General features: G+C 44.3%; 16 protein-coding genes. 7 read left to right on the top strand and 9 right to left on the bottom strand.

Going from position 1 to position 17975, the window contains the following annotated elements; genetic code table 11:
* Positions 1-119: 119 nt before the first annotated feature.
* The 9 genes from O3Q51_12565 to O3Q51_12525 form a co-directional block, all read right to left on the bottom strand.
* On the bottom strand, positions 120-1364 hold the full coding sequence (locus O3Q51_12565; protein MCZ4409647.1) for a dihydroorotase: 1245 nt from the start codon (positions 1362-1364) through the stop codon (positions 120-122).
* On the bottom strand, positions 1361-3427 hold the full coding sequence (locus O3Q51_12560; protein ID MCZ4409646.1) for a BatA domain-containing protein: 2067 nt from the start codon (positions 3425-3427) through the stop codon (positions 1361-1363). The genes O3Q51_12565 and O3Q51_12560 overlap by 4 nt, the downstream gene beginning before the upstream one ends.
* Before the next feature lie 45 nt (positions 3428-3472).
* Positions 3473-3784, bottom strand: a complete 312-nt coding sequence (locus tag O3Q51_12555) for a hypothetical protein (GenBank protein ID MCZ4409645.1) — start codon at positions 3782-3784, stop codon at positions 3473-3475.
* 52 nt (positions 3785-3836) lie between these two features.
* Complete coding sequence (locus tag O3Q51_12550) at positions 3837-5369, bottom strand: bifunctional GNAT family N-acetyltransferase/carbon-nitrogen hydrolase family protein (protein MCZ4409644.1); 1533 nt, start codon at positions 5367-5369, stop codon at positions 3837-3839.
* Positions 5370-5381: 12 nt separating this feature from the next.
* A complete protein-coding gene (locus O3Q51_12545) occupies positions 5382-5795 on the bottom strand; it encodes a bleomycin resistance protein (GenBank protein MCZ4409643.1) in 414 nt (137 codons plus the stop codon).
* A gap of 71 nt (positions 5796-5866) precedes the next feature.
* Complete coding sequence (locus tag O3Q51_12540) at positions 5867-6835, bottom strand: deoxyhypusine synthase family protein (protein ID MCZ4409642.1); 969 nt, start codon at positions 6833-6835, stop codon at positions 5867-5869.
* The gene (speB, locus tag O3Q51_12535) at positions 6828-7775 is read right to left on the bottom strand and encodes an agmatinase (protein ID MCZ4409641.1); all 948 of its coding nucleotides are present in this window, start codon (positions 7773-7775) and stop codon (positions 6828-6830) included. Before speB ends, O3Q51_12540 begins: the two co-directional genes overlap by 8 nt.
* Before the next feature lies 1 nt (position 7776).
* Positions 7777-9222 carry an arginine decarboxylase gene (locus O3Q51_12530; GenBank protein ID MCZ4409640.1) on the bottom strand — a complete coding sequence of 482 codons (1446 nt, stop codon included), beginning with the start codon at positions 9220-9222 and terminating at the stop codon, positions 7777-7779.
* A gap of 162 nt (positions 9223-9384) precedes the next feature.
* Complete coding sequence (locus tag O3Q51_12525) at positions 9385-9612, bottom strand: DUF3820 family protein (GenBank protein ID MCZ4409639.1); 228 nt, start codon at positions 9610-9612, stop codon at positions 9385-9387.
* Positions 9613-9817: 205 nt separating this feature from the next.
* Between O3Q51_12525 and O3Q51_12520 the strand changes: the two genes are divergently transcribed.
* From O3Q51_12520 to O3Q51_12490, 7 genes are read left to right on the top strand one after another with little or no spacing between them, the layout of a single operon-like run.
* On the top strand, positions 9818-10558 hold the full coding sequence (locus tag O3Q51_12520) for a beta-ketoacyl-ACP reductase (GenBank protein ID MCZ4409638.1): 741 nt from the start codon (positions 9818-9820) through the stop codon (positions 10556-10558).
* Positions 10559-10560: 2 nt separating this feature from the next.
* Positions 10561-11547 carry a ketoacyl-ACP synthase III gene (locus tag O3Q51_12515; protein MCZ4409637.1) on the top strand — a complete coding sequence of 329 codons (987 nt, stop codon included), beginning with the start codon at positions 10561-10563 and terminating at the stop codon, positions 11545-11547.
* A gap of 2 nt (positions 11548-11549) precedes the next feature.
* Positions 11550-12575: an alpha/beta hydrolase gene (locus tag O3Q51_12510; protein MCZ4409636.1), complete on the top strand. Its 1026-nt coding sequence runs from the start codon at positions 11550-11552 to the stop codon at positions 12573-12575.
* Positions 12568-14085 carry a sodium:solute symporter gene (locus O3Q51_12505; protein MCZ4409635.1) on the top strand — a complete coding sequence of 506 codons (1518 nt, stop codon included), beginning with the start codon at positions 12568-12570 and terminating at the stop codon, positions 14083-14085. Before O3Q51_12510 ends, O3Q51_12505 begins: the two co-directional genes overlap by 8 nt.
* Positions 14082-15560 (top strand): o-succinylbenzoate--CoA ligase, encoded by a 1479-nt coding sequence (menE, locus tag O3Q51_12500; protein ID MCZ4409634.1) that lies wholly within the window; start codon positions 14082-14084, stop codon positions 15558-15560. Before O3Q51_12505 ends, menE begins: the two co-directional genes overlap by 4 nt.
* 2 nt (positions 15561-15562) lie before the next feature.
* Positions 15563-16321 (top strand): fibronectin type III domain-containing protein, encoded by a 759-nt coding sequence (locus tag O3Q51_12495; protein ID MCZ4409633.1) that lies wholly within the window; start codon positions 15563-15565, stop codon positions 16319-16321.
* Between the two features lie 55 nt (positions 16322-16376).
* A complete protein-coding gene (locus tag O3Q51_12490) occupies positions 16377-17975 on the top strand; it encodes a hypothetical protein (protein MCZ4409632.1) in 1599 nt (532 codons plus the stop codon).

Genomic DNA, 17975 nt, shown 5'->3' with positions numbered 1-17975 from the left:
AATGATTGAATCTAGAAAAGAGAAACCGTAAAACCAGTTCCAATTTCATCAAAGGGATAAGTTCGAATACGAACGGTACAACAAATCTCTGCTGAGAAGAAACCGTTTACTGAATGGGTTTAATTGGAGTGAAAGGTTCGAATAACTCTTCCTTTGAAATTTTGATCTGCTTGAGGTACGTTGTAGCCTTTTGTCTGCAGCTTGATGGGATCTGCACTCTCATCTATGCTAAAAACAGTCAAATTCGCTTTCTCGCCTTCAGCAATTAAGGGAACATCAATTCCCAATATTTCTCTCGGCGAGATGGAAAATTTTTCCACCAATTCATCCAATGGAATTTCATTGCCTACGGCACTAAGCACCATTGGGAAAAACAGTTCCATACCTGCCATACCGAAATTGGCCAAGTCGAATTCGAGCTTCTTGTGCTCCTCGTCTTCGGGAGAATGATCGGATGAGATCACATCGATCTTTCCCGACTTCAAAGCCGCGATAAGTGCTTTTCTGTTTTCTTCCGTTCGAAGCGGTGGCATCAACTTAAAGTTGCTGTCAAAGTCATTTAGCTTCTCTTCTGAAAAAGCCAAGTGAGCTGCAGTGACCTCAGTTGTAACTCTTAATCCTTTTTGTCTGGATTCATCGGCAAGCTCGGCTGATATGGCCGATGAAATCGGACCGAGGTGCAATCGGCCTTCCGTGTACTCCAAAAGGGTCAGGTCTCGTCTCACCATCATTTCTTCGCTGATGGCGGGAATGCCTTTCAGTCCCAGGCTCGTTGAAAGGGTACCTTCGTTGATTTGTCCGTTTGGGATAAGCTTAGAATCGTAGGGGAAATGGAGAACGGGCGCATCAAAATTTGATGTGTAAAGCAGGGCTCTATGCAGTAGTCCTGATTCGTTGAGCGGATGTTTGTCATCGCCAAAACCTACCGCACCTGCCTGATGCATATCGTACATTTCAGACATGCTCTCGCCTTTTAATCCTACTGATACGGCACCAATAGGGTGGATGTCAACTCCGCTGCTTTTGGCTCGATTTTTCATATACTCCACTGCACCTTTGTTATCAACTGCTGGGGTGGTATCAGGAGATAATGAAACGGCGGTGAAACCACTTTTGGCGGCCACCTTCAATCCGTTTGAAATTCCCTCTTTGTACTCCTCGCCGGGATCCCGAAAGTTTGCCCGCATGTCCATCCAGCCGATGGAAACACAAAGACCGTCACCTTCAATTTTCTCATCAGCAGCTTCACTGATTGAAGCGCCTATTTTCTGAATGACGCCATCTTCGATTAGAATATCTACGATCTCGCCATTTTGGCCGTGTCTTTTGTCGATGATTTTTGCCTGCGAAATCAGGGTTTTCATGCCATTTTTCTTTTACCGAAACGCAATAGTAGGCTTTCCAATAGAAGGAAAGTTAAAGCCAAAATTAGACAGATTTTCCAGAGTTCTGTGCCCGAAACCTTCTGTTGAACTTCTCGAGCCAAATTTTCTGATTCGCCTGAAAAGAGTGTAATATTACTTGCAGTAATCGCAGTGATGGTTGCTTTCAATTCTTCCACGGAATAGGAAGCTAAGTCACTCTCCATCCTTTCGAAATTAAATCCTACGGCTGCTATAGCCGAATCGCCCAAGGCCAAAGTATACGTTCCTGCCTGATTGAGCTCTTGACCTGCGAAGAGAGCTATTCTTCCTTCTGATACTTGGAACGCGGGTATAATATCCAGCTCGGTTTCCGATTGAATTAAGTGGAATACATCTTCATTTTGAGTCCTTATAAAAGGAATGGAGAAGGATGATTCATTACCAATTTCTACAGCATAAGTTTCCGTGGAGCGGCTCAACTCTGCAACCCTCAAGGCAGTAGCCACAAAAATAGCATGGCGGGAGAAATTGTTCTTTTCTGAATTTAAAGGAACGGCTTGGACATAAATATTTCCACCTGATTCGCGATAGGCGCTAAAAAAAGAATTCCCTCCGGGAAGTTGTAGAAGTGATTCTTCCGTGGAGCGCAATGAGCTGGTGATCGGATAAAATGCCTTAGCACTTGGTAGATCAATGTTTTTTGGAACCGACTCGAATATATCTCTGTATAAGGGGCTCTCAGCATTGAGCGATCGTACTTTCACATCCTCTTCTTTCAAGGGAAGGTAGGCCCCCGCTTTTAATTCGGTCAAAAGCTCATTGTACGATGCGAGATCGATTTCCGAAGAAGGAATGACCCAAACAGAGCCACCATTCGCCGCAAAAGCGACCACTTCCTGACGCAGTCCACCGGGAATGGAAGACATTTCGTTCAGGATCAGTAAGTCGTTGCTTTGAAGATCAGCATAATTCAAACTGCTCAGGCTGGTCGAACGAAAGTCATAGGCACTGTCTACTCGGTAAACTGAGCCAATAAAGTCTTTTGTCAGAGCACCATTAGAAGGTGAAATGGACAATATCTTTAGCTTATCGTGCACACGATAGCCGAGGTAATAGGCATCGTCGTAGTCGATGGGATAATCTTCTATTTCTACAACTACCGATTTCAGTCCGGGTGTGTCGTGCACAAAGGTGATGGCCGTGTCAACGGAAGCCTGAGCATTTACCGCGAAACTTCCAATAGACTTCTGAATTCCGTTGATCGAGAGGTTTAGCGGAATATTTTCCAAATCTTGGCTTCCCGTATTCACGATTCTCACACTCAGATTTTCACTTTCGCCTGCTCGCCTGACGGGAGTTGGAAACCAAACCGAATCGATGTACAGGTTCGAAGGAGAGCTTCTTTCCAAGTGGACAAGGCCATAACTGAAAGAGGTATCCGGTGCGAATGACCCCATCGGAAACTGGCTTTTTTGGAAGTCGCTGATGAGGTATGCTTCTTTTGCTAAGTCGTCAGGAGCGCTGCTCATAAGGTCTTGCTGTCGCTCTGCGATACTTTCGAGCGACCGCGATTTAGAGCTGAGTTTTAAGTCTTCTACGTTCTGAATGAATTCCGTGCGACTTACGAATCGCTGGTTCTCGCCTAAAAAATCTTGAGATAGAAGTTGAAAACGATCTGTAGCATCATAGGCCATGGCAATGTCGATGGCGCGGTTTTTAGCCACTTCCAGTAAAGGGCCTGCTTCACTTTCGCCTTGCATGCTAAAGGAGTTATCCACAAAAATCGAGACTGCCTGACCACGGTCTTTATCGGCCGAATTGTCCTCCGGAATATAAGGCTGAGCGAAGGCAAAGACCAAAAATGCCAGAGCGAGCAAGCGCATGAGTAGTACCAGAAGGTGACGGAGCTTGTTTTGAGACTGCGTCTGTACCTTAATCTCGCGTAAAAAGCGAACATTGGTAAACGGAACCTTTTTAAAACGCCGAAAATTGAAAAGATGGACGATGATCGGAATAGCCAAAAAGGCTAGCGCGTAGAGAAAACTCGGGTACAAAAATTCCATCAAGGCTCAAAGATACATTGAAAGATGTCAATTGAGAAAAGAAGATTAGAGGTCGAGCAAATCTTCAGAAATATTGTGTTTTGATTTTTCCCAATTGTACTTTAAAATCCTGTAGAATCCCCAACAAAAAAGGACTCCTACAGGCAATGTCATAAGAGAGAGAACCAATTCATTGTCGGGTAGGATGAGATTGGGATTCAGAACTTCTACGGCACCTAATGCCATACCTGTACTAAAAAGACCGAAGTAGTAGGACAGAACTCCTAATATGGCAAAAAGCCATTTTTGCTTACCATGTTTTTCGGCAAGATTATAAAATGCCTTTCCAACAAAATAGATCAGTATTAATCCCAGCATCGCCTATAATTTTGAGCAAATTATGAAATTTCTGTGCTCAATAAAAACAGGATCAGACTTTCTTCTTCAACTCAAAAATATCTTTCCTGCGATCGATCAGGTTCCGCACCGCTCCTTTTTGATGCAATTCTCGAAGTAAACTTAGGTCTACATCTGCGATGAGAATCATTTCGGTATTTGGAGTGGCTTCGGCTTTCACACCATTCGTTGGGAATGCAAAATCGCAAGGAGTAAATACCATTGATTGTGCGAATTGTATGTCCATGTTGTGAACGTTTGGCAAGTTACCGACACTTCCCGCTATGGCTACATAGCATTCGTTTTCGATGGCTCTGGCCTGGGCACAATGACGCACTCTTGAGTACCCGTTTTGGGTATCGGTTAAAAATGGGACGAAGAGGATGTCCATTCCTTCATCTGCCAAAAGGCGGCTTAGTTCGGGGAATTCAGAGTCGTAACAAATCAAAACACCAACCCGACCGGCATCCGTATCAAACGTCTGTAGTTTTGAACCACCTTGCATACCCCATACTTTGGCTTCATCCGGAGTTACATGCAGTTTTTCATACCGCTCGACAGTACTATCGCGATGACATATGTAACCGACGTTGTAGAGATGATCATTTTCCAGAAGCGGCATGCTTCCTGTAATAATATTGATGTTGTAAGAGACTGCAAACTCCCGCATTTTTTTGATGATAGCTTCAGTGTAGCCAGCCAATTCTCTGATCGCGTCAGACTCTTTTAAGTGATTGTCCTTAGCCATTAAGGGCGCATTAAAAAACTCAGGGAAAAGGGCAAAGTCACAGCGGTATCCTGATACAGCATCAACGAAATACTCCACTTGAGTGATCAACTCTTCCAAGTCTTTGTATGGACGCATCTGCCATTGAATCAAACCCAGTCTTACGACAGTCTTCGTTACGCTAACATCGTTATTCGGCTTCTCGTAGTAGATGTTGTCCCATTCCATCAGTACTGCAAACTCGTTAGAGGCTTTGTCACCTTCCAAATAGTTTTTCAGAATTCGAACGGGGTGAAAGTCGTTGGAAATTTGAAAGTTCAACACGGGATCCATGATCTCTTTCAGACGTACTTTTGCAATGTACTCTTTGGGAGAGAGTTTGTCAGCGTAGTTGTGATACCCTGGAATGCGACCGCCAAAGGCTATACCTTTTAAGTTTAGGGTTTCACAAAGCTCCTTGCGATAATCGTAGAGTCTTCTCCCCAATCGAAGGCCGCGATATTCTGGTTTTATAAACACATCGATACCGTAGAGCATATCGCCCTTTCCGGTATGCGAATCGAATGTATAATCTTTGGTGATGTCTTTGTAAGTGTGGTGATTGAGCGTTTTGTCCCAGTCTACTATTATACTAAGTGCGCAGCCCGCTATTTTTCCATCTACTTTAATTACAGCTTGACCATCAGGAAATTTATCTACAAGAGTTTTTATGTGATGTTCCTTCCAATAGCTGTCGGGCATTGATTTGTAGGCCGCGATCATAGCATCTTTCAACTCCGCGTAATCGTTCAAGTCCAGAAGCTGTAGTTCTACGTTCTGGATTTCCTTCGTTGAAGGCATATCTTATGTGTGTTATTTATTAAAAGTGTCTCCTTCCTTAGAGAAGCATTTGAACTCGACGGTGTATCCGTTGGGGTCTTCCAAAAAGTAGGACTGATGTTCTCCCGGGGCTCCTTCCAAATACTTTCGTTGTTCGGTGAGGGTGATTTTCGCCTCATTCAATCGCTTAAACAAGCCGTCCCAAGTATCTTTTTCCAATAATACTCCGAAGTGAAATGCAGGAATAATTGAATCACCAAAACGATAGTTGTGGTAGTCAAAGTGAAAACTTTCGTCTTTTATAAAGGTGATTTGATTTCCATAGAGATCAATATCTACCCAAGTAGAAGCTTCGCGTCCCGCTTCAGCACCTATTTTTTTTACATAAAATGACTTTGTAGTGCTCACACTACGACACGGCAGGGAGAGGTGAAATGGCGTATTCATTTAAGTATCCAATTTGATGGCGATATTGAAGGTATTTAATTTCCTTTCAATTATTTGATTTTTTTTCACCCTTACATGCCCAGTATGTGCGCAAACATAAGCGGTGCCACGATGGTCGCATCAGATTCGATGATGAATTTTGGTGTATCCAAATCCAGCTTTCCCCACGTTATCTTCTCGTTAGGTACTGCACCTGAGTAACTACCGTAGCTCGTAGTAGAATCTGAAATTTGGCAGAAATAGCTCCAAAATGGTGTGTCCGTGCGCTCCATATCTTGATAGAGCATGGGAACAACGCAGATCGGAAAATCGCCTGCAATTCCTCCGCCGATTTGGAAAAACCCGATTCCATTTTCAGAATTGGCCGTGTACCAATCAGCTAAGAATCCCATGTACTCGATTCCCGATTTCATGGTAGAGGCTTTTAACTCACCTTTCATGACATAACTGGCAAAGATGTTTCCCATTGTGCTGTCTTCCCAGCCCGGTACAACGATGGGCAGATTCTTTTCTGCCGCTGCAAACATCCATGAGTCTGCAACGTCGATTTCGTAGTACTCTTCCAAAACTCCTGACAGGAGCAATTTGTACATAAACTCATGAGGGAAGTAGCGTTCCCCTTTTTCCTCGGCATCTTTCCAAATTTTGAAGACGTGTTTTTGGAGTCGTCTGAAAGCTTCCTCTTCAGGAATGCAGGTGTCCGTTACTCGGTTCAGCCCTCTTTCGAGTAAAGCCCATTCTTCCTGAGGAGTGAGATCTCTGTAGTTGGGGACGCGCTCGTAATGGCTATGGGCCACCAAGTTCATGATGTCCTCTTCAAGATTTGCACCGGTGCAGGAAATGATTTGAACCTTGTCTTGGCGAATCATCTCCGCAAAGATTTTCCCTAACTCAGCTGTGCTCATCGCACCCGCAAGTGTTACCAACATTTTGGCCCCTCGGTCCAGCTGGGCAGTGTAGGCTTTTGAGGCATCTATAACCGTGGCTGCATTGAAGTGCAGGTAGTATTTTTCGATAAAATCGGTAATTGGCTTACTCATCGTAGTCAAAGTTTTTTGTCATTGTTCTTTTGTCTGAAGAACTTTTTTCAGTCTCAGTACCGCTCTCGAAATCATCTCCCAAATTCGTATTCATGAATTTGTAAGAGAGCATTTTGTAGTACAGTTTTGCTGCAACGAAATCGGAAGATTTATCAACTTCATTCGGGCAGAGCTCCATAATGTCAAATCCGACTACATTCTTACTCGTAAAAACATTGCGCAAGAAATCGAGTGTTTCATACCAGAAAAGTCCTCCCGGTTCAGGGGTGCCTGTCGAAGCCAAAATACCGGGGTCGAAAGCGTCTAGGTCAAAAGTGATGTAGACATTATCGGTTAGCAATTCCATTACCTTATCGGGCCAGTATTCGTCGGTAGCCATGTCATGCGCAAAGAAGACTTTTTCTTTATCCATCACTCTGGTTTCCGAAATGTCCATGCTACGGATTCCGACCTGAATCAAGTTGGTGTTTTGACTCGCTTCGTAAACCGCACAAGCATGATTGTAAGGGGTGCCTTCATACTCTTTTCGGAGGTCGGCATGTGCGTCGATTTGCAAAACCGTTAGCTTGTCAAAGCACTCATTGAATGCTCTTATTGCTCCGATTGAAACCGAGTGTTCACCACCGAAAAGGGTTACGAATTTGTTTTTGGTAATCTCTTTTTTCGTCGTAGCATGCACTGCCTCGACCATCGCTTTTGGACTCGATTTTTCGGTAACGGGGTCATGCAAGTAAATACCTTGTTTGTAGACTTCAGTCTCCGTTTCGATGTCATAGAGCTCCATGTTTTCAGAAGCTTTCAGAAAGGCTTCGGGTCCTTTGTCAGCGCCTTTTAGCCAAGTACTCGTCCCATCGTAAGGAACGGGAATTAAAACGATTTTTGACTTTTCAGGAGATGCGAATTCTTTATCGATTCCCGCGTAAGTTCTTTTTGATTCCATTTTAGTTGACTTGTTCTACTTTAGTAGGTACCACAGGAGCCTTCTCAAGGGCGTTTTGGTAACCCAAAATATCGAGCATTGCTTCTTGAGATTGTTGTGGTGCGAAGACCTCTGTCTTCATTTCTCCACTTTCGTCTTTGCTAATCAATAATTGTTTTGGCTGAGGAATCAAGCAGTGCTGCAATCCGCCGTAACCACCAATAGTATCTTGATAAGCACCCGTATTGAAAAACCCGATGTAAAGTGGCTTGTCCTTTCTATACTTTGGAAGATAGATGGCGTTGATGTGCTGCTCTGAATTGTAATAGTCGTCGCTATCGCAAGTGAGGCCGCCGAGGAGCACTCGCTCATATTCGTCATTCCAGCGATTGATGGGAAGCATCACAAAGCGTTTGTTGATCGCCCAAGTGTCGGGTAGAGTAGTGATGAAAGATGAGTTGATCATATTCCACTTTTCCTTGTCGTTTTGCTGCTTTTGGTAAAGTACTTTGTAAATGGCCCCACCACTTTCGCCTACAGTGAAACTTCCGAATTCGGTAAAAATATCGGGGGTATCCACTCCGGCCTCATCACAGGCCATCTTAATTTGATTTACGATTTCATCGATGATGTATGCGTAATCGTAATCAAAGGCCAGTGAATTTTTAATGGGGAAGCCACCCCCAATGTTTAGCCCCGTGAGGTTAGGACAAACGCGCTTCAAGTCTATATAAACCTTCAAGCATTTTTGCAGTTCATTCCAATAGTAGGCTGTATCTCTGATACCAGTATTGATGAAAAAGTGCAGCATTTTCAGTTTTACATCAGGCCGATCTTTTATTTCTCGGTTGTAAAACGGAACGATGTTTTTGTAACCGATACCCAGTCTTGAAGTGTAAAACTCAAACTTCGGTTCTTCTTCTGAGGCAATGCGAATCCCAACCTCAAAGTTTTCATTGATCTGTTCTGAGAGCAAGTTGAGCTCCTCGTAATTGTCAATTATAGGGATACACTTTTTGTGTCCTCCGTTTATCAATTCCGCTATGTTGTGCACATATTGATCACGCTTGAAACCATTGCAAATTACATAGGTATCATTTTTAATAGCACCTGATTTCTTTAGGTTCTGAACGATATTGATGTCAAATGCCGAGGACGTCTCGATGTGAATATCGTTTTTCAGCGCTTCATCCAAGACGTGTTTGAAGTGAGAACTTTTGGTGCAATAGCAATAATTATAAGTTCCCTTGTAATTGCTTTTTACCATCGCATCCTTAAACCAGCCTTTCGCGCGATTGATATTATCGCTAATCTTGGGTAGATAAGTAAACTTGAGTGGGGTGCCGTATTCTTCAGCCAGTTTCATCAGGTCAATATCATGAAACTTTAGTTCTGCCCCGTTTAGGGTAAATTCTTCTTGGGGAAAGAAGAATGATTGATCAATAAGATCGAAGTATTTCGTTTTCAATCCAGTGGGTGTTCGTACGTTTTAAGTGAGGTGAGGTGTACTAATATTTGTTTTGTACTGAAACGTTGGAAGCACCTTGCTAACAATCATTTCAGCCGTTTCAATTTTGTGCGAAAGTAGATAAAAAGGAGATCAGAAATCAAAATAAAATTTGTTGAAGTTTTATTTGAATCTTCGCTTAAGTTCAAAAAGGATTTCGTCTAATCCATTTAGTTTTATTTCATAGACCGTTTCGAGTAAAACTCCGATTTTTCCTTTAGGGAAGCCACCTTTTCGCTTGAACCATTCCAGGTACGAAATCGGTAGGTCGCATAAATATCGCCCTTCGTACTTACCGAAAGGCATTTTCATATTCACACATTCCACGAGCAACTCAGGTTTAAAACTCATTGAATATTAAAAAAAAACCATATCTCATTCATTCTCAAAATTGTCAATCATACACCATTATATCACATCAAAAATATTAGTATTAAAGAAGTGATTAGTAGAGTAATAAGTTCTATTTGTGTAAATAATCATATATTAATAAATAATTTGATATGTGGTATTTTTACACGTCAAAACTACCTTCATCCCACATAATACAAAAACAATGCAACTCGAAAATAAAACAGCAATAATCACTGGTGGCGCAAATGGTATCGGTCGTGAAACTACCCTAAAATTTGTTTCTGAAGGATGTCGTGTAATGATTTGGGACATCAATTCAGAGCAGGCAGCTGAAACCATAAAATTAGCTGGCGATCAGTCTTCGATGATCGGTTTTATGTCGGTGGACATTCGATCTTACGAGGCTGTCGAAGAAGCCGTCGCCAAAACGGTTGAAACCATCGGTAAAGTAGATATTCTAATTAATAACGCCGGTGTAACTGCCGATAGCACGCTTAAAAAGATGACGCCTGATCAATGGCAGAAAGTAATTGACGTCAACCTCACTGGTGTATTCAATTGTGGTAAAGCAGTGGCTATTCACATGATGGAAACGGGAGGTGGTCGAATAATCAATACTTCTTCCGTCGTTGCTCACAATGGAAATTTTGGTCAAAGCAATTACGTTGCCACCAAAACAGGTGTGATTGGCTTGGCAAAAGTTTGGGCAAAAGAGCTGGGTCGATATGGTATTACGGCTAATGCGGTAGCTCCGGGATTTATCAATACCGATATGATCAAGTCCGTCCCTGAAAAAGTACTCGATGGGTTGCGGGTTCAAACACCGCTGGGAAGACTCGGGCAGCCTGAAGACATTGCGAATGCCTATGTTTTTCTCGCATCTGACAAAGCTTCTTTCATCACTGGTGCTGTGCTTAATGTTGATGGAGGATTAAAACTTTGAGCATGAGAAACGCAAAGATTTTGGGCACGGGAATGTACGTCCCCGAAAAGGTAGTGCCCAACTCTTATTTCAATGAAATTTTGGGCCAAGACGTCGATACTTGGTTACGTCAGAACGTGCAGATTTTTGAGCGTCGCTGGACTGAGGCCGATGAATCTACAGCTGATTTGGCCGAGAATGCCGCCTTGGCTGCATTATCTGCTGCAGGTGTGAAAGCTGAAGAACTCGATTTGATCATCATCAGCACGGATACTCCGGAATATGTTTCTCCCTCCACTGCCTCAGTGGTGCAGCACAGATTGGGGGCCACCAAAGCAGGTACATTCGATATCAACACCGCTTGCGCGGGCTTCGTTACGGCCCTTGATATGGCTGCGAAGTACATCTCCGCCGATGATCAATACCAAAAAGTATTGGTGGTAGGCACTTACAACATGTCGAAATACCTCAATCTTCACGACAAGAAAACCGTGACGCTTTTTGCCGACGGAGCCGGTGCAGTCATTTTATCGTCCCATGAAGGTGAAGAAGGTTTGTTGGCTTCCATGTTGGAGACCAAAGGCGAATACGCCGATTGGATGGGGATTTATGCGGGTGGCGCAAAAACACCCGTCAGCGAAAAGGTTCTGGAAGAGAAAACCCAGCTACTTCAATTCGTTCACAAATTCCCCAAAGAGCTCAATCCACAAATGTGGACGAGCATGATTCAGGAATTGTGCAAGCGAGCCCACATCAGCCCACAAGATGTGAATCGCTTTTTCATTACTCAGATTAACATAAACGCAATCCACGAGACGCTCGATAATTTGAATATCGAACACGAACGAGCGGAGTACGTGATGCACCACTATGGCTATACCGGTTCTGCTTGTATCCCGATGGCGCTTGATCAAGCCAATAAAGCGGGACGAATCAAGCGAGGAGATTACCTCATGTTTATCGGATCGGGAGGCGGATTGGCTTTTGCGGGAGCCTTATACAAATATTGAAAATGATCGAGCAGGTTTACATATCAGCCAATGGAATCAAGCAGCATCTTCGCCGCCGAAATGGGGGAGATGAAGTGATTCTGTTTATCCATGGAAATGGATCCGACAGCGTATTCTGGGAAGAGCTGATGGACGCCATGCCCGATCGCTATACCTGCATTGCCCCTGATCTGAGGGGCTTCGGATTGACGGAAGCAGTGCCGGCCAAAGCGGAAAAAAGCTTCGGAGATTTTGTAGATGATCTGCTCGCTTTGATTGATCGCGAAAAAATTGAAAAGTACACCATCATCAGCCATTCCCTCGGTGGGGGAATTTCTTGGGAAATGGTGCTTCGCGACAGCCAAAGAATCCAAAAAATGGTCTTGGTCAATCCCGCGTCTCCTTTTGGATTTGGCGCAACATCAAACGTGGAAGGAGGCCTTACCTATCCCGATGGAGCTGGAAGTGGCGCGGGTGTCATCAATCCCGATTTCGTTGAGCTTTTACAAAAGAAAGAGAGGGGAACGGGAAATCCATCCGCTCCGCTTAATGTGATGAACTCCTTTTATTGGGAGCCACCATTCGTTCCCGAAAGGGTGAATGATTTGCTCGAGGGTTTGCTTCGAATGAGAGTGGGAGAGGAGTTCTATCCGGGAGATCACTCACCTTCCGAAAGCTTTCCTTTTTCGAAGCCCGGAGATAAAGGGCAGATCAACTGTGCATCGCCGCTTTCCAAAACAGGAATACTCAACCAATTATCGGAGGTGACTCAGAAGCCCGAAACGCTTTGGATTCGAGGAGGAAAGGATAAGATCGTTTCTGATGAATCTCTTTTTGACACGGCAGTGCTGGGTAAGCTCGGTTTGATTCCAAACTATCCCGGAGCTGATCAATGCGCCCCTCAACCGATGGTTTCGCAAACCCGTAACGCACTTGAGAAAGCGGGTTTCAATTACCGTGAAGAGGTGATGGAGGAGTGCGGCCATTCACCTTACATCGAAGACTTGGACGGTTTTATGAAAATTCTAAATCCATTTTTGCGTGGGTAGTCTTACCGAAATATGGCCCACTCTTTTGATGCTCGCCGTTCTGATGGGCGTCATTCTTGTTGTGGTATTTCGGGGAGCCAAGAACACGGGCAATATTGAAGACTACGCGCTCGGAAGCGTTGCCTTCTCGCCCGCAGCGGTTGGTCTGGCATTGGCGGCCAGCATGACTTCCGCAGCTACTTTTATTATTAATCCGGGTTTGATCGGCCTCTACGGCGTTTCAGGATTGATCGCCTATGTATTGGTTCTGCCCGCGGCTGCATTTATATCATTGGTCCTTCTGACCAAACGATTCAGAGCGCACGGCACTAAAGTAAAGGCGTTGACCATGGCACAATGGATGGCCAATCGATTCGGAAGCAAGGCCTATGGAACGGGCTTCGCGCTTTTGTCCATTTTACTGGTCACCTTCATCGTATTGATCGTAGTGGGCTTAGCCCAGCTGCTTGCAGCTCCGCTTGGCGCCGACCCGACGGTAGTGATGGTCGGTATCGTCATTTTCGTCTTTGGATACATGATGTTTGGAGGAGCTAATAGCTTGGTTTACACCAATACCATCCAAGCACTGCTAATGCTCATTGTTGCCGTGATTTTGATTTTGTCCGGCCACGAATACTTCGCCGAGGGCTGGTCAGGTTTTATGAGCACCTTGGAAACCATCGATCCACGCTTAACCGAATACACCAACCCTGATAGTTTTCTATTCCGTGATTATTTCGAAATTGTCTTTTGTCAAATTGTAATCGGCGTGGCGGTGGTTTGTCAACCTCACATCATTACTAAATCTTTAATTCTCAAAGATGAATCCCAAGTCAATCAATATTTGTTGACGGCGATTCTCACCATGGTCATTTTCTTTTCCGTAGTGATTGTAGGGCTTTATGCGAGAATCAGTTTTCCCGATATGACTTTAAATGGCAATCCTTTGCCACCCGATCAACTCGTGCCGGCTTATATCGTTGAGAATTTCCGAGTGGGCACAGGACTCTTGGTGACTCTGGGATTAATCGCCGCGGGAATATCTACTCTGGAAGGGTTAATTCAGAGTCTTTCGGTTACGTTCACGAATGATCTTTTTCTTTCTAATTCCACCAAATTATCGGAGTGGTCGAATCGCTCGAAAATATTACTCAACCGAGGCGTCATCGTTGGACTGGCCGTACTTACCGTGATTTTATCGGCACGGCAAATCGCTGATCCCGATTTAAGCGTTGCCATTTTTGCCCAAAATGGAGTCTATGCATTTTTCAGTGCAGCTTTCTTCCCACTGGTCATGGGAATGTTTTCCAAGAAGACTTCTCCTATTGCCGCTATTGTGAGTTCCGTCACTGCCATTCTCGTCCATTTTTCTGTATACTATGGAAACATCGGCCCCTACATGAAAGGCGCAATAAACAACCCTGCCATTGCCGCTACTTATGCCATACTGATTTCCTCGGCTATTGGCTTGTTGATTTTACTTTCTGCTCAAAAGGTCAGTTCTGTTCAACCTCAAACAAAACCACTATGAACGAGTTTGATTGGTTTGTAAAATGGTCTGAGTTCTCTCCCGGAAAGGTAGCTGTGGTAGAGGACGAAAAAGAAATAACATATGCGCAGCTAAATGATAAAGCATCTGATATTTCGGGGGTATTGCACCGCGACTATGGCTTGGAGAAAGGAGATCGAATAGCGATACTTTCCTCTTTTTCGATTGAACTGATCGCCCTCTTCGGTGCCGCCCAAAAGGCTGGATACATTTTAGTGCCCATCAATACCCGATTGACCCCACGCGAGGTGGAGTACCAAATTGAAGATTCAAAAGCGAAACTGGTTTTGTCGGAACCTGCCTTCCAAGAAAAGTTGGTCGAGAACAAAAACTCGCAGATCGGTTTTGCCGACCTGAGAAAAAAGGCTGAGCCTTATTTGAACTCACTCGAGGAAAATGATCCGATTTTCATCCTCTACACTTCGGGCACAACGGGTTTTCCCAAAGGAGCGATTTACACCCACAAGATGCTGTTTTGGAACAGTGTCAATACGGCGCTTCGGCTGGATTTGAGTTCTGATGACGTCACACTGAACTGCATGCCTGCTTTCCATACGGGTGGCTGGAATGTGCTGATCACTCCGCTGCTGCATCGCGGTGGAACCATTTGGTTGCAGAACGATTTCGTGGCCGAAGAAGTTATGGAAAAGCTCGAAAGCAGCGGCTCTACGCTCTTTATGGCTGTGCCGACGATGCTTAAAATGATGGTGGACACCGAAGCGTTCAAAACAGCCGACTTGTCCAACATCCGCTATTTCATCGTTGGTGGTGAGGCCTTGCCCATCCCCATGATCGAACTTTGGTCTGAAAAGAATATTCCGATTCGTCAGGGCTATGGTTTGACAGAAGTCGGCCCAAATGTTACCTCCCTTCATCAGAGCGATACCATTCGCAAGAGAGGCTCGATCGGGTTTTACAATTTCTACGTCAATGGAAAAATCGTGAACGATTCGGGCGCTGAATGTGGCCCCAATGAGGTGGGTGAATTATGGCTGGCTGGCCCCAATGTGACCCCGGGCTATTGGAACAACGAAGAGGCCAATCAAAAGTCTTTCTCTGAAGGCTGGTTCAAAACGGGCGACTTGGTCAGGAAAGATAGCGAAGGCTATATTTACGTAGCGGGGCGGAAAAAAGAAATGTACATCAGCGGTGGAGAAAACGTTTACCCTCGTGAAGTGGAGAAGGTACTGCAATCCCATTCTGCCGTTGCAGATGTTGCAGTGGTAGGCGTTCCCGACGAAAAATGGGGTGAATCTGGAGCGAGTTTTATCGTACTCAAACAGAATGAATCCCTCACTCAAGATGAGCTAAAAGCGTACTGTCTGAAGAATCTGGCAAAATTTAAAATTCCAAAATATTTCTTCTTTGAAAATGAACTTCCCGTAAACGCTACAGGGAAAATTGACAAGCAGAAACTTTCAAAATCAATTAAACTTCAAAAACCAACAAAATCATGAAAATGAGTAAGTATTTTTTCTTGGGGCTATTGAGCCTTGGTCTAGTTTTTACAGGATGTAACGATGATGACGACGATGACGATAACACACCGGGTGCTTGTGCGACTCCTACAGACTTATTAGTCGATGACACCGAAGCAAACTCTGTGACATTATCTTGGACTTCAACAGGTTCAGCTTGGACTATTGAATATGGTGAAACCGGATTTGCCCAGGGAAGCGGAACAGAAGTTACGGCTGACAGCAATCCGTTTACAGTAGATGGATTGATGGGCGATACCGATTATGACTTCTATGTTCGTAATAATTGCGCTGATGGCAGCAGTTCGTATGCAGGTCCGTTGAGTTCCGCTACGGATAATCCCATTGTTGGAGAATGGGAAGCTTATGATGTAGGTGGTACTCTATCGGGTGCAGGTGTAACGGAAATCAACGCCACTTTCATGAGTAATCAACAATATGAAGTTTTTTCAACGCAGGATGGAGCTGTGACTGAATTTAGCGGAAGTTATACGGTCACAGGCAATGACGTAGCGGGTATTTACGAAATAACTTTGTCTCAGACCACACCGGATTCTCGCACTGCTATGGGAATTGTTCAAGTTTATTCTGCGTCTCCTGATTCAATGTGGTACGAGGTTGTTCAGACTGATCCTGCTCTGACAGGGGTTACTCCTCCCACAGTATCAGGAGGATTTGGTTCAACTTCAGGTGGGTTTTTTGGAAATAACCTAGTACAAAAATATCTACGAGTAGAATAATTCACCAACGGAGGAGCTTTAATTTAAAGAAGCTCCTCCTTTTATTTTCTGCATCATGCTGCACATCAGACTTTTCTTCGCCTTTATACTGTGTACAATTCTCGCTTTGGGTCAGGATGCAGAATTGCCCGACACCAATGCTACAAATACTGAGTACTATTTCAATCGGGAAATTCCAATAAAGGCAAATAAGGAATTGACTTTTGTCGCCTATTTTTTTACCCAAGGTGTAACTGCAAACTACTTTCCACGAAACGATTTTTTTCAAGGTCAGGTCATAGGACGTATGTTTGGCAGAAGTACCGCTCGATCATCAGATACCACCTACACTTCCTTTGTGGAACAGCGTTTTTTACCTTTTTTCCTGTATACGCCAAAATTGATGGACGGAAAAGTTACTCTTCGTGCATCATTCGAAATAGACTGGACATGGGGTGATGCGGCTTACGGTTCGGGAGGAAATCAAGGTGCAGGTTTCAATGCTGACTTCGTCAATTTACAAACCCAAAACATCGAGGTCGAGATCATTCCTGCTTATGGTTATGCCATCAATTTTGGTTTGATGCGAACCTTTGATACTCCATATCATCCATATCGTACTACTGTGGATAAACTCCTCGATACCGGTTACAGGCTGATGTACTGGGCGGGAGATGCTGCCGGAATTAGTTTCCGACACGATTTTGCGAGAGGTAGTGTGTCTGCGGGCATCTTTAACCTTTGGGAAAATCGCATCGAGTTGCGCGATGATGTTTGGCTTTACAAAGCAATGGGAGTCTACAAAGCCATGTCTGCCTTCAACATCGGCGGATCGGTGTATCATGTTAATGACAAATCAAATGGGAGGGGAGGAGCCTCTATTCTGGGTCAAGGCCCCAAGAGCTTACTTACTGAATATACAGGTGCATATAGGTTTGTCTTTCCCGATACAGATTACGAAACCAACGTGACTTGGCTGGGAACCTTTTTTGATTACAACAGAGAGTATACCTACCACAATCACAAGTTATCCGGGTTCTTCAACTACAACCTTGGAAACATCGAAGGAGAAAATGGTCGGGTAGCTGATATCAATGGTTTCGGTTTAAACCTTCGCTACGGCTACCGATTCGGGAATACTCCCGACGATCAGATCACTGCTGATTATCTCTACACTACCGGTGATGAAGATGGAATAAGTGATGGAGAGTATACAGGGGTAATAACAGGGAATACATGGGGTGCACCGGGTAACTTACCAATTGGTATAGGTACGAGTGTGCTTTTCCCTTCCGGGAATGTAGTCAACCGATACATGCCGCTGATCAGTGATATTTCTAATTTGGGTGCCGGGCTCAACGCTGTCAATGTACAGGTAAGCAAAGCAGTTGTGCCGAATAAGTGGATATTATCAGCAAATGGAGCCTACGCCATGTCCAATGCAGCCCTCAGTCGTGGAGGAACCCAAATAGGTTTGGAAGCCAACTTCGGCATACGTTGGAAAATCAAAACCTTGATGGAAATTGAAGTTCGTGCTGCCCATGTATGGCTTGGCGATTTTTACGATGCTCCTTATGCTAATGGAGATCAATTTGTAGATGCCGAGGATCGATTAGGCACTAGGCCCGTTGATCCATGGACTGCATATTTGGCTTTTAAATGGTTAATGTTTTGA

Source organism: Cryomorphaceae bacterium 1068, assembly GCA_027214385.1.
GTDB lineage: Bacteria > Bacteroidota > Bacteroidia > Flavobacteriales_D > Cryomorphaceae > JAKVAV01.
The sequence above is the reverse complement of the archived record's forward strand: the minus strand, read 5'-3'. Positions and strand labels throughout refer to the sequence as shown.